This window comes from Chryseobacterium hagamense (assembly GCF_007991455.1).
Classification (GTDB): domain Bacteria; phylum Bacteroidota; class Bacteroidia; order Flavobacteriales; family Weeksellaceae; genus Chryseobacterium; species Chryseobacterium hagamense.
Genome location: NZ_BJYJ01000004.1, coordinates 209899 through 222254 on the forward strand (window position 1 = coordinate 209899; position 12356 = coordinate 222254).

The 12356-nt window shown below is 41.6% G+C and carries 12 protein-coding genes and 1 tRNA gene; 6 read left to right on the forward strand and 7 right to left on the reverse strand.

Annotation, left to right across the window (positions count from 1 at the left end; translation table 11 throughout):
• Window positions 1-9: 9 nt before the first annotated feature.
• Complete coding sequence (locus CHA01nite_RS06960; protein ID WP_146940584.1) at window positions 10-906, reverse strand: hypothetical protein; 897 nt, start codon at window positions 904-906, stop codon at window positions 10-12.
• 112 nt (window positions 907-1018) lie between these two features.
• Between CHA01nite_RS06960 and CHA01nite_RS06965 the strand changes: the two genes are divergently transcribed.
• A complete protein-coding gene (locus tag CHA01nite_RS06965; protein WP_146940585.1) occupies window positions 1019-1732 on the forward strand; it encodes a glycine-rich domain-containing protein in 714 nt (237 codons plus the stop codon).
• A 645-nt stretch (window positions 1733-2377) separates the two neighbouring features.
• On the opposite strand, the gene mnmA is transcribed toward CHA01nite_RS06965, so the two are convergent.
• Window positions 2378-3565, reverse strand: coding sequence for a tRNA 2-thiouridine(34) synthase MnmA (gene mnmA, locus CHA01nite_RS06975; protein ID WP_146940587.1), 1188 nt, complete (start codon window positions 3563-3565; stop codon window positions 2378-2380).
• Between the two features lie 114 nt (window positions 3566-3679).
• On the opposite strand from mnmA, the gene CHA01nite_RS06980 reads away from it, so the two are divergent.
• Complete coding sequence (locus CHA01nite_RS06980) at window positions 3680-4207, forward strand: hypothetical protein (protein WP_146940588.1); 528 nt, start codon at window positions 3680-3682, stop codon at window positions 4205-4207.
• A 61-nt stretch (window positions 4208-4268) separates the two neighbouring features.
• Here CHA01nite_RS06980 and CHA01nite_RS06985 read toward each other — a convergent pair whose 3' ends face one another.
• From CHA01nite_RS06985 to CHA01nite_RS06995, 3 genes are all read right to left on the reverse strand, one after another.
• Window positions 4269-4829 (reverse strand): hypothetical protein, encoded by a 561-nt coding sequence (locus CHA01nite_RS06985; protein ID WP_146940589.1) that lies wholly within the window; start codon window positions 4827-4829, stop codon window positions 4269-4271.
• A gap of 4 nt (window positions 4830-4833) precedes the next feature.
• A complete protein-coding gene (locus CHA01nite_RS06990; protein ID WP_146940590.1) occupies window positions 4834-5214 on the reverse strand; it encodes a hypothetical protein in 381 nt (126 codons plus the stop codon).
• A 140-nt stretch (window positions 5215-5354) separates the two neighbouring features.
• Complete coding sequence (locus tag CHA01nite_RS06995; protein WP_146940591.1) at window positions 5355-7889, reverse strand: ATP-dependent Clp protease ATP-binding subunit; 2535 nt, start codon at window positions 7887-7889, stop codon at window positions 5355-5357.
• 152 nt (window positions 7890-8041) lie between these two features.
• Between CHA01nite_RS06995 and CHA01nite_RS07000 the strand changes: the two genes are divergently transcribed.
• The 4 genes from CHA01nite_RS07000 (at window position 8042) to CHA01nite_RS07015 (ending at window position 10841) form a co-directional block, all read left to right on the forward strand.
• Window positions 8042-8266 (forward strand): uroporphyrinogen decarboxylase, encoded by a 225-nt coding sequence (locus CHA01nite_RS07000; RefSeq protein ID WP_146940592.1) that lies wholly within the window; start codon window positions 8042-8044, stop codon window positions 8264-8266.
• The gene (locus tag CHA01nite_RS07005; protein ID WP_146940593.1) at window positions 8266-9372 is read left to right on the forward strand and encodes a glycosyltransferase family 4 protein; all 1107 of its coding nucleotides are present in this window, start codon (window positions 8266-8268) and stop codon (window positions 9370-9372) included. Before CHA01nite_RS07000 ends, CHA01nite_RS07005 begins: the two co-directional genes overlap by 1 nt.
• Before the next feature lie 78 nt (window positions 9373-9450).
• Window positions 9451-9870, forward strand: coding sequence for a SufE family protein (locus CHA01nite_RS07010; protein WP_146940594.1), 420 nt, complete (start codon window positions 9451-9453; stop codon window positions 9868-9870).
• A gap of 2 nt (window positions 9871-9872) precedes the next feature.
• Window positions 9873-10841 carry a glycosyltransferase family 9 protein gene (locus CHA01nite_RS07015; RefSeq protein WP_228458358.1) on the forward strand — a complete coding sequence of 323 codons (969 nt, stop codon included), beginning with the start codon at window positions 9873-9875 and terminating at the stop codon, window positions 10839-10841.
• 100 nt (window positions 10842-10941) lie between these two features.
• Here the strand turns inward: CHA01nite_RS07015 and CHA01nite_RS07020 are convergent.
• A tRNA-Val gene (locus CHA01nite_RS07020) sits at window positions 10942-11016 on the reverse strand.
• 41 nt (window positions 11017-11057) lie between these two features.
• Complete coding sequence (locus CHA01nite_RS07025; protein ID WP_146940595.1) at window positions 11058-12302, reverse strand: bifunctional folylpolyglutamate synthase/dihydrofolate synthase; 1245 nt, start codon at window positions 12300-12302, stop codon at window positions 11058-11060.
• Window positions 12303-12356 lie beyond the last annotated feature (54 nt).

Sequence of the window (12356 nt, forward strand, 5' to 3'; positions counted from 1 at the left end):
GACTCATAACTACTTATAGTCGATACGGTTAGATTCCGTGTCTTCAAGCTGTTGTAGAATAGATTTCGGTATTTCATCGCTGTCGATCGGGAAGCTGATGGAATCGGTAACGAATGTTCTCCGGTCTGCTTTCTGAAAGATTTCAAAAAGGGCAATCGGTTCCTGATTGAAACTGATACACGTACTTATAAAATGCAATTCATGGAGCTTATATTCTGGATTCTTCAGCTTTTCCTTGATATCTTTTATCCTTGAGATAAAATGCCGCTGCCGGATGAAGGTATTGCTGTTCATGATGATGAAAACATAGTCTGAATAAGCGGTAACCTTCCCGAAATACTTGTGACGGTCGCCGCCGCTTCGCTCGATGAAATACTCGCCGGTGGTTTCCGATCTGTAGATTTCCGTAGCGGAACGCCAGATCCGGTTGTCTTTTATTTGGGACGGATTTTCCGGAAGATTCCGGTTATAGGAATACCAGCAGCCCACCAGGCGGTCCAGCAGATCCGTATTCTGCCTGACGTTGTTCATCTCAATCCGCAAATCATTAAAATTAAAGGATTCCGTATTTGAATTGATGAAATCGATATAATTTGAGTAGCCCAATACTTTTACGATCACACTCAGTTTCGCAAGATTCGGCTTGCTGAGAACGGCATTTTTATTCTGGCTGGATTTTTTTAATTTATTGATAATCAAATGTTCATAAAGATAGTTCGATCCCAGGAGATCGGGCTTTTTCTTAATTCTTTTTTCTTTCCATTCTTTGATGATCAAATCGTTGAGTTCAGCAGCGATATAAGACCACTCCGTTTTTGAAACATCTTCCCACCGGTTCTTCTTCAGGAACTGCATGCTCAGAAAATTCATCAGCTTTTCAAGATGCAGGAGATCTTCTCTTGTCATTTTGGTTTATTTAAGACGAATATAAGATTAATTTAAAACTAAATAATGCCCTGTTAAGACTTTTATATTTTAAAATCAAATGATATTTGAATAGAAACTAAAAGTTGACACAATGAAAACCATCATCTTACCCGAAAACGATCTGCTTTGGAACAGGCTCCGGCATTTTACACCGGATCATCCGGATGCAGAATTTCCTTTTTCCAGGAAACTGGCTCAGGAACAAAACTGGACCAGAAGCTTTACCCTGGAAGCCATTGAAGAATATAAGAAATTCATCTATCTGTGCTGTGTACTGCCCAACGGCGCTTCTCCCAGTGAAATCGTCGATAAGGTCTGGCATCTGCATCTTACATATACTCAGAATTACTGGGAAGAGTTCTGTCCGGATATCCTGCAGCGGAAACTGCATCATCATCCGTCACCGGGAGGCAGAAATGAAGCTGGAAAGCACAGAAAATGGTTTGCGGAAACGCTGGAAAATTATCGTAAAGTCTTCGGAGAAATGCCGCCGGAAGAAATCTGGCTCACGAAAAATGCAGGAAAACCTTTTAGGTTTTTTAAAAAATATTTTCGTTTCCTGGCGTTGTTACCGCTGCTGTTGACGGTAATTTCCTGCTCGGGGGAAGGCAGCATGGCTTTTACCGGAATTTTTTTCATTATCATCATATGGGGCATTATCAGATCATCTAAAGCAAATAATAAAGACAATGATTCTGACGGAAGTTCCTGTTTTTCGGGAATCTGCGGGGGAAATGATTCCTCCGGTTCCGGACATTCCTGCGGAAGCAGTTGCGGAGGTTGCGGAGGATGTGGAGGAGATTAGTTGAAATAAATTCGATGATATTCAGTTTAATTTTTCAATCAGCCAGACAGGTGAAAAAGTAAAATAGTTGGGTTGGAACTTTAAAACGGGTTTGATGCAGCAGCGGGTATTCTTGGCCATGAAAACTTCCGGTATCCGGCTTTCATCTTCGGACCTGTTTAATCCGGGTTCTTTTTGGAGTTCACGTTAATTAATACAATAATGAAAAGGATAATCATTCATGCAGTTCCGGTGGCCACCAGTTTGATCTGGCTCCTTCTCTCCGGCCATCCGCTTAATCCATTTGTTTTAAAAGGCCCTGCTTTTCTGAAGTTTTATCTGATTCTCCTTATCGGATTTTATGCTTCAGCTTTTATTTTAAAAAAACATAATGTGCACTTATCACGAATAAGCTTTTCCGGAATGGTCTTCCTTTTCATACTGGGGGCCATCAAGCTGATCAGGGGAATGGTTCTGGGAAAGCCCATAGGTTTTCTGCTATTGATCTTAATATTGGAATTTATTGTTTTACTGGTAATTAAATCAAATTATATCAACTTTAACACGAAGCAAAAATTTCCCGATGATTTTAAAAAATAAACCCGGAACAGATTTCCGGGTTTAGATATGATATAACAAAACAGGCTACATAAAGATATTTTTCTTTTATGAAATTACCCCGCTTCCGATCAGCTCATCTTCTGTATACCAGGCTGCAAACTGGCCTTCTGCAATGGCAGACTGAGGCTCTTCGAACGCTATATAAAATCCTTCTTCAAACTGATACAACGTCGCTTTCTGCAATGGCTGGCGGTATCTGAATCTGGCCATCACTTCCATTGATTCTCCGTTTTTAAGCCTCAGGTCTTCACGAACCCAGTGAAGCTCTGAATTGTCTATTTTTAAAGCTCTTTTCAGTAATCCCGGGAACTGATGGCCTTCTCCTACGAAAAGGATATTGTTTTCCATATCTCTGGAGATGATAAAACAGCTTTCCTTATGGCCGCCGATACCAAGTCCTTTGCTTTGTCCGATGGTGAAAAACTGGGCACCCTGATGCTTACCGATTACTTTTCCGTCGGATTTTTTATAATTAATCTTCCGGCTCAGGTATTCCAGTTCTTTGTGTTTTGAAGAAAATTCAGGGGTTTCCTGGGCAAACAGAGGTGAATCTTTGAAAATTTCTACGATTTCCCCTTCTTTCGGAACCAGTTGCTGTTGTAAAAATTGCGGAAGGCTTACTTTCCCGATGAAGCATAATCCCTGGGAGTCTTTTTTATCTGCTGTAACCAACCCGATTTCCTTGGCGATTTCCCTTACCTGCGGTTTCGTCAGTTCGCCGATCGGAAACAGCGCTTTAGACAACTGATCCTGGCTCAGCTGGCATAAGAAATACGACTGGTCTTTGTTGTTATCTTTTCCGGCCAGAAGATGGAAAATTTCCTTACCGCTTTCATCAGTCGTTGAATCGACTCTTGCATAATGCCCTGTAGCTACTTTATCTGCACCCAGCGACATCGCCGTTTTCAGAAAAACATCAAATTTCACTTCCCGGTTGCACAGGACATCCGGATTCGGCGTACGCCCTTTCTGATATTCGTCGAACATGTAGTCCACGATTCTTTCTTTGTAAAGATCGCTCATATCGATCACCTGGAAAGGGATCCCAAGCTTTTGGGCAACCATCAGCGCATCATTGCTGTCCTCGATCCACGGGCATTCGTCTTCCAGGGTTACGGAAGCATCGTTCCAGTTCCTCATAAACAAAGCCACCACTTCATGGCCCTGCTGCTGCAACAGATAGGCTGTTACACTTGAGTCTACACCTCCGGAGAGGCCTACTACTACTTTCATTGTATTTCAATTTTACGAAACTCTTAACGGGAGTTCTTAGTTTGACGCTGCAAAAGTACAATTAAAAAGATTCGCAAAAAAATGATAATTTAGACATCGATAAAAACAATGTCTATGAAAAAGCTTATGATCTCTCTATCTATCCTGTTTTCAGGTTTTATATTTTCTCAGGAGGTTATGGAAACTCCGGTGCAGAATAACAGCCGCTGGACTTTCGGAGGCGGGGTCGGCTTCGGCTTCGGAAGCAACAGTTACTTCAATCTTTCGGCAGCGCCAAGGGTCGGGTATATGCTGACCAACGATCTTGAAGGCGGGGTATTGGGAAGTGTCTCCTGGCAGAAATCCAATGCCTATAGCTCAACGATGTTCGGCGTTGGGCCGTTTCTGAATTATTATATCGCCAGAACATTTTTTATAAGTGCCAATTATCAGCATTATTTTATCAATTATAAAGATAAAATTTATGATTTTAATGCCAAGACCAATGAAGATGCACTGTATCTGGGCGGAGGCTATATGCAGAGAATCGGAAATAATTCTTATCTGCAGTTAGGCTTGATGTACAATGTATTATGGAAAGAGAATTCAAGTATTTTTTCAAGCGGACTGGCTCCCAGCATCGGGTTTGTTGTGGGGCTGTAATAAAAAATTCCCGGATCAGATTTTCCGGGAATTTCTAATGGTAAATACCTGTTTCTTTGCATTAAAAAAAAACGATCCAGGTATTGCCGCCAAACGTAAACAATGAACCGTTGAACGGTGTTGAAGGATTGGGGCTTGATACATTTACCGTACTTGGATTTGTACCACATCCGATATTCATAGTATATCCGCCAGCTGTACCACCTCCAGGTACACTTGTACTGAATTTTATACCTGTCCAGGTGGTAACGTTACTAAAGATAACAGGGATTTGCTGAGGAGGATTTGCTCCCAGGTTATAATGGGTTCCGTTAAACATCCATCCGTCGATCAGAGGAGTATTGGGATAAGCCGGATTAAATGTATTCGATAAATTGACATTTCCATCGTAATAGGCTTCAACAGCTGTAACTCCGGGATTCGGAGAAGCCGGTAAAACCGGTACGGTACCAACAAAAAGCTTGGATTCGATCAGGGGGGTACAGCCTGTACTTGGACTGCCGAGATTCGATTTCCAGATGGTATATTCAATATTATAAGGAGACAGGTTCTGTATGTATAAAGCCTGGGCAAAAGTGCAATAAGACATCAATCCTGCAGCGAGCAATAAAAGCTTTTTCATAGGTTTAGTTTTGGGATTTGTAGTTTTGATTCATCTGTCTGTTGTAGTCTCCATAAACTTTTACAGCCCATTTCAGGATTTTTTCTCTGTCATTTGCCGTTTGGCGTTCGATTTCAGCCATGCTGATGCCTGAAGAGACAATAAGTCCCTTAGCAGCAGGAATCAGAAGATCCTTTTTTTCATCACTGAGTTCTGCCGAAGTTCTGGGCTGTGAAGGATCTGGTTCTTTCATCATGGCCACCTTTCTTATGGCAGCATTGAATTTTCCTACAGCCTCAGATTGGCTAATCTGGGTAGCAGCGGTACTGGCTGTCGTTTCATTGGTACATGAAAAAATGGTAAGCAATGGAACGGCCATCACCAAAAGCATTTTGTTGATTTTCATATTAATTAATTTTGTCCGGTAAAATTAATCAATTTTATCAATTAATCATTATTTAGTGAATAAAATGCAATTTTTGTGGTACCTACATAAAAAAGCACCGGGAAACTTCCCGGTGCTTTTCATATGATTAAATTATTTATTTATGACTGAGATTTTTCAGCAGCCGATTTTTTTGGCTTCGAGCTCTTTCCGGCTAATCCGTCTTTGGCTTCGTTCAGATCGAGAACCACGGTTTCTCCTTCAGATAATTGTTTGTTTACCAGCATCTCAGCTAATAAATCTTCAATATACTTCTGGATTGCCCGTTTCAATGGTCTTGCCCCGAAATCTTTATCCCATCCTTTATCTGAAATGAAATCTTTGGCTTCATCGGTCAATTCAACTTTATAGCCTAATTTTTCAAGTCTGCTGTACAGCTTGTTCAGCTCAAGATCAATAATTCTCTTGATATCATCTTTTTCAAGGGAATTAAAGATTACGATATCGTCAATCCTGTTCAGGAATTCCGGTGAGAATGCTTTTTTAAGGGCATTTTCAATAGTACTTCTCGCTCTTGAATCCGAAGTGGATTTTTTCGCAGAAGTTCCGAATCCTACACCGTCACCGAAATCTTTTAGATCTCTTGTACCGATGTTGGAAGTAAGAATAATGATCGTGTTTCTGAAATCGATTTTTCTTCCTAAACTATCGGTCACATGTCCTTCATCCAGAATCTGCAGCAGAATATTGAATACATCAGGATGCGCTTTTTCAATCTCATCCAGAAGAACCACTGCATAAGGTTTTCTTCGTACGGCTTCCGTCAGCTGACCCCCTTCTTCATACCCAACATATCCCGGAGGTGCACCCACCAATCTGGAAACAGCAAATTTCTCCATGTATTCACTCATATCAATCCTGATCAACGATTCATCAGACTCGAATAACTCTCTTGCCATTACCTTTGCCAGCTCGGTTTTACCCACTCCTGTTGTTCCCAGGAAGATGAAAGTACCGATCGGGCGGTTCGGATCTTTAAGACCGGCTCTGTTTCTCTGGATGGCTTTCACTACTTTCTTAACGGCATCTTCCTGTCCAATAACTTTTCCATTCAGATGGCTGTCCATACCGGCCAGTTTATCCAGCTCGTTTTTGCCCACTTTCGTTACAGGAACACCACTCATCATCGAAACTACTTCCGCAACATTCTCCTCGCTTACGGTTTCTTTTTTCTCCTTTACATCCTTATCCCATTTCTCCTGGGCAGAATTCAGCTCCATCTGAAGTCTTTCCTCCTCATCTTTCAGCTTTCTGGCTTCAAGATAATCCTGAGCTTTCACAGCTTTCTGCTTCAGTTCCTTGATGTCTTCAATTTTCTTCTCAAAATCGATAATCTCAGTAGGAACCTTCATGTTTTTGATATATACACGGGATCCTGCTTCGTCCATTGCGTCAATCGCTTTGTCCGGTAAGAAACGGTCTGTAATATATCTTGAAGTTAAATTCACACATGCAGCAATGGCTTCATCCGTATAAACCACATTGTGATGCTCTTCGTATTTATCTTTGATCTGATTCAGGATCTGGATGGTTTCATCAATGGAAGTCGGTTCTACCATAACTTTCTGGAATCTTCTTTCCAGAGCACCGTCCTTCTCAATGTATTGACGGTATTCGTCCAGCGTCGTTGCTCCGATGCATTGGATTTCCCCTCTGGCCAAAGCAGGCTTGAACATATTCGATGCGTCAAGGCTTCCTGTTGAACTTCCTGCTCCTACAATGGTATGAAGCTCATCGATAAACAAAATAACATCTCTGTTTTTCTCCAGCTCCGTCATGATGGCCTTCATTCTTTCCTCAAACTGTCCACGGTATTTGGTTCCGGCTACCAGACTGGCAAGATCCAGAGTAATTACTCTTTTTCCAAAAAGAACCCGTGACACTTTTTTCTGCTGAATTCTCAGAGCTAGTCCTTCTGCGATAGCCGATTTACCTACACCCGGCTCCCCGATAAGAAGCGGATTGTTTTTCTTTCTTCGGGACAAAATCTGGGAAACCCTTTCAATTTCTTTTTCACGCCCGATTACAGGGTCCAATTTCCCGTCTCTGGCGAGTGAAGTAAGGTCCCTTCCGAAATTATCCAGCGTAGGGGTTTTGCTTTTGGCAGAACCCAGATTGCCTGTTGGCTTTCTCATCTGCTCAAAATCCTCTCTTTCATCATCGTCATCGTAGGCACTCATCTGAGGCGCCTGCCCGGAATTTTTGAGCATGGTCTGATATTCTTTTGAAACGCCTTCATAGTCAACGTCATAAGCTCCTAAGATATTGGAAGTAGGATCCTCATATTTGTAGAGAATGCCTAAAAGCAAATGAACGGTATTGATTTCGTTGCTTTTATATTGCCGGCATTCAAGTTCGGCACGCTTAACGGCATGGTCTGCCATTTTCGTGAAAGAAATATTGGAAACCTCCTCAGAAATAGGATTTAGACTTGCTGTATTTAAAGTTTCAATTTTTCTTCTGATTTGGGTTAGATCCGCATTAAGGTTTTGAAGGATTTCTTTTGCAGAGTTTTCTGTTTTTATAATACCTAAAAGTAGATGTTCTGTATTAAGAAATTCACTTTTGAGCCTTTTCGCTTCGCTCTTGCTTTGTTTGAACACCTGGCTCAAACCTTGTGAAAACTTATAATCCATAATATATCTCATTAGAATAAAGGCAACATTGCCGTTTATTCATTATCTAAATTACAAATATTTTACCAAAAACCAATAAATGACTTTATGGCAGAAAAAATTTTATTATCTTATTGGAAATGATTAAGTTTGTTGTGCTTTAAAAATTTCCCATGATTCCCGAAATTGCCACTTATATAGGATATTCCGCATCATTGTTTATTGTATTGAGCTTTATACTGAAAGACATCCGGAAAATAAGGATCGTAAACATGATCGGCTGTATCTGTTTTGTCATTTACGGAATCTTCAGCGGGATGCTTTGGCCGGTCATCATCCCGAACGGTCTAATCTGTTTTATCCAGATCTACCACCTGCTGGCGGATAAAAGAAAATAATGCAGCGGAAAAAGACCATTATTTCTGCTTTCAGCAATCTATATACCGATCAGCGTATCGAAAAAGTGTGCCGGACTTTACATGAAAACGGGTATGAGATTGAGCTGATCGGCAACACCTGGAACGGTGCTGAAAAAATGTCACGGCCTTATCCTTTTACAAGAATCCCCCTGGTTTCTAAAAGTTTAAAGACGGCTTATTTTGAATTCAACTGGAAATTATACGGGGAATTGAAACGGAAAGCGGATCAGGATACCATTCTGTATGCCAATGACCTGGATGCTTTGCTTCCCAATTCTATTCTAGCTGAAAAATTAAGGATTCCATTGATCTTCGACAGTCATGAAATTTTTTCTGAAATGCCGGCGATCCAGGGCAGAATGTCGCAGAAACTGTGGCGTTATCTCGAAAGAAAACTGGTTCCCGGACAGCCGTTGATGATTACAGCCAGCACAGGATATGCCCGTTGGTTTAGAAAAAAATACGGGGTTGATCCCGTAGTTATTCAGAACGCGCCGAGAAGATTGGATTTCAGCCGTCATATTCCCGACAATCAGCCCAAAATTATCCTGTACCAGGGAGCCATCAATCCGTTTCGCGGCATCGACAAGGCCATTCTTGCAATGAAACATCTGGAGAATGCTGTTTTTAAAATAGCAGGGGACGGCCCGGTGAAAAAGGAATATGAACTCCTTGTTTCAAGAGAAAATTTACAGCATAAAGTTGAATTTCTGGGTAAGCTGCTGCCGGAAGATCTCCGAAAAGTAACCCTTAATGCCGACTGCGGGATGAGCATTGAAGAGAATGGGGGAGAGAGCTACTATTATTCCTTACCGAATAAAGTCCTGGATGCTATTCAGGCACGCGTGCCGGTCATTCTGTCAAATCTTCCTGAAATGCAGAATATTAAGCGACAATTTGACATTGGTGAAATCATCAGCAGCCATCAGCCGGAGGATATTGCAAAGGCTATTCAAACGGTTTTACGTAAAGGAAGAATGAATTACCAGACTGAACTTGAAAAAGCTGCAGGCCTCTTTTGCTGGGAAAATGAAGAAAAGAAGCTGCTCGGAGTTTTTGAGAAAGCATCAGGTATTCGGATCTGAACCTAATTATTTCCAGGGTTGCCCGATTACATTATCTTTTTTAAATTGGCTATCTTTGCCGTAAGAAATTAGTTTAACATGACCATTAAAGAAAAACAGCAGGAAATCATCGATGAATTTGCGTTTCTTGAAGATTGGGAGCAGAAGTATGAATATATTATCGATCTTGGAAAAGAACTGAAAGGTTTGCCGGAAGATAAGAAAACGGATGACAACCTCATCAAAGGCTGCCAGAGCAAAGTCTGGATCGACGCTGAATTCAGGGATGGAAATTTATTTTTCAATGCCGATTCCGACGGGATTCTGCCGAAAGGAATCGTATCACTGCTGGTAAGCATTTACAGCGGGCATTCCACCCAGGAAATTTTAGATTCCGATTTTGATTTTATTTCCGAGATCGGATTGCAGGAATTCCTTTCCCCTTCAAGGGCCAACGGATTGATGGCCATGACCAAACAAATCAAGTTCTACGCAGTAGCCTATCAATTGAAAGCTTAGTTTTGACACGGATTTTAGCATATCGTTTTTCTGCATTCGGTGATGTTGCCATGACCGCACCGGTTTTCCGCGAGTTTCTGGAACAGAATCCTGAGGTGGAAATTATCATGGTTTCCAGAAAGAACTTTGAAGGCTTGTTTGAGGATATTCCGAATATTATCTTTAAAGGAGTGAATCTTGATGACTACAAAGGCTTCTTCGGATTAAACAGGCTGGCCAATGAACTGATCAGGGAATTTAAACCCGATATCATTGCCAATCTGCATGATGTGATCCGGACCAAGGTGCTGGACCGGATTTACCGGCGAAAAGGACTTAAAGTATTTAAAATCAATAAAGGGAAAGAAGAAAAAGAGAATCTGACCGATGTCTGGAACCTGAATAAAGTCCAGCTGAGAAAAACGGTGGAGCGCTATGCCGATGTTTTCCGCGAAATGGGTTATCATGTCGAACTTTCACACCGGTTACGACCTGTACCGGGTGAAAAATCAGGAATCGGATTTGCACCTTTTGCCCAGCACCGAGGGAAAATGCTTCCGCTTGAAAAATCGTATGAGCTGGTGCGGATTTTAGCCCGGAAACATCCCGTTTACTTTTTCGGGGGAGGAAAAGCCGAAACGGAAACCCTGGAAAAATGGGAGCAGGAAATCCCGAATACCTTCAGCCTGGCCGGAAAGCTGAGCCTTACCGAAGAACTGAACAAGATTGCCGGACTGGAGCTCATGATTTCCATGGATTCCGCCAATATGCACCTGGCAAGCCTGATGGGAACCCGATGTGTTTCCATCTGGGGGCAGACCCATCCGTATGCCGGATTCTTAGGTTTCGGACAAAGCGAAGATGATGTGGTGCAGATCAAAGACCTCACCTGCAGGCCATGTTCCGTTTTCGGGGACAAAGAATGCTATCGGGGAGACTGGGCTTGCCTGGAAGAACTGAGTGTGCAGAAAATTGCAGAAAAGATTTTATAAATACAGCCTCTCATTTTGGGAGGCTTATTTTTTTAATTCAATATTCTATTCAATAATAGCTGAAATAAAAAAATCTCTCTTAAAAAAGAGAGATTTTCTGTGGGCCCTGAGGGATTCGAACCCCCGACCCTCTGGGTGTAAACCAGATGCTCTGAACCAACTGAGCTAAGAGCCCCTATACTTGTTTCCTCGTTTAGAGTGGTGCAAATATACGACTTATTTAGAAATCTCCAAATTTTTTTCTAAAAATTCTCCCACGACAAAGTTGCTGCCACCGATAAAAATCATTTCTTCCTTTGTACATTCCTCTTTTGCAGAAAGATACGCTGCCTGCACCGAATTGAAAATTTTATAGGAAATTTTTGCGTCGGTCAGCAAATCTTCATATTCCTGAGGCGGTCTTCCCCGGTGAATGGCCGGTTTTGCAAAATAGAATGTGGCATCTTCAGGTAAAATTTTCATCACGTCATCTATTTTCTTATCATTGACGAAACCCAGAATTATATGCTTGTGCCGATCAATCGAATTCAATTGGGCAAAGACATATTCCAGGCCGGCCTGGTTATGCCCCGTATCGCATATGGTCAGCGGATGTTTTGAAAACTCAAACCACCGCCCGATAAAGCCGGTATTCTGGTGTACATGTAAAAGTCCGGTCTCAATATTCTTATCAGAAATAATGAAATTTAATTTTCTCAGCTCTTCAATTATACTTAAAACGACTTTAATATTTTTTTCCTGGTAATTTCCCTTCAAGTCGGATTTTAATGAAGTCTGTGAGGGGGTCGCATCAATAAACGGCGCCTTTTCCTGATCTGCTTTATTCCGGATAATTCTTTTTACCGTTTCATTTTCATCTCCTGAAACAACCGGAATGCCCGGTTTTACAATTCCCGCTTTTTCGGCTGCAATTTCTTCAATGGTATCGCCTAAAATATTCTGATGATCCAGCTGAACATTGGTAACCGCTGAAACCAGGGGGCTGATGATATTGGTGGAATCCAGCCTTCCCCCTAATCCGACTTCAATAATCGCAATGTCTACCTGCTGGCGGTAAAAGTATTCGAAAGCCATGATGGTTGTAAATTCAAAAAAAGAAGGCTGTATATCTGCCGGCAGGTCTTTTAATTTCTGGATAAAATCAAAAACGAATTCCTTATCACAGTTGTGGCCATTCACTTTAATCCGTTCTGTAAAATCAATGAGATGGGGAGAGTTGTACAATCCGACTTTATAACCCGAATCCTGCAGCACGGAGGCCAGCATATTGCTGGAAGATCCTTTGCCGTTTGTCCCGCCGATGTGGATGCATTTTATTTTTTCCTGTGGATTTCCAAAAAAGTCGCAGAGCCGTTTAATATTATCCAGTCCGGGCTTATAGGCCTTCTGACCGTCAACCTGGTAATTGGGAGCCTGTATGAAAAGCCAGTCTACAGCCTCCTGATATTGTTCATGAGTCATGGTACAAAATTCTCAAAAGTTTTTTAAAAAGAAATAACAAAGTGTAACTTTTTT

What these genes read in the sequence shown, in the direction of transcription:
- CHA01nite_RS06995 (WP_146940591.1), bottom strand. Translation starts at nt 7,889, where the DNA reads ATGGATTATAAGTTTTCACAAGGTTTGAGCCAGGTGTTCAAACAAAGC.
- CHA01nite_RS06960 (WP_146940584.1), bottom strand. Translation starts at nt 906, where the DNA reads ATGACAAGAGAAGATCTCCTGCATCTTGAAAAGCTGATGAATTTTCTG.
- CHA01nite_RS07025 (WP_146940595.1), bottom strand. Translation starts at nt 12,302, where the DNA reads ATGACTCATGAACAATATCAGGAGGCTGTAGACTGGCTTTTCATACAG.
- CHA01nite_RS06965 (WP_146940585.1), top strand. Translation starts at nt 1,019, where the DNA reads ATGAAAACCATCATCTTACCCGAAAACGATCTGCTTTGGAACAGGCTC.
- mnmA (WP_146940587.1), bottom strand. Translation starts at nt 3,565, where the DNA reads ATGAAAGTAGTAGTAGGCCTCTCCGGAGGTGTAGACTCAAGTGTAACA.
- CHA01nite_RS06980 (WP_146940588.1), top strand. Translation starts at nt 3,680, where the DNA reads ATGAAAAAGCTTATGATCTCTCTATCTATCCTGTTTTCAGGTTTTATA.
- CHA01nite_RS07005 (WP_146940593.1), top strand. Translation starts at nt 8,266, where the DNA reads ATGCAGCGGAAAAAGACCATTATTTCTGCTTTCAGCAATCTATATACC.
- CHA01nite_RS07010 (WP_146940594.1), top strand. Translation starts at nt 9,451, where the DNA reads ATGACCATTAAAGAAAAACAGCAGGAAATCATCGATGAATTTGCGTTT.
- CHA01nite_RS06985 (WP_146940589.1), bottom strand. Translation starts at nt 4,829, where the DNA reads ATGAAAAAGCTTTTATTGCTCGCTGCAGGATTGATGTCTTATTGCACT.
- CHA01nite_RS07000 (WP_146940592.1), top strand. Translation starts at nt 8,042, where the DNA reads ATGATTCCCGAAATTGCCACTTATATAGGATATTCCGCATCATTGTTT.
- CHA01nite_RS06990 (WP_146940590.1), bottom strand. Translation starts at nt 5,214, where the DNA reads ATGAAAATCAACAAAATGCTTTTGGTGATGGCCGTTCCATTGCTTACC.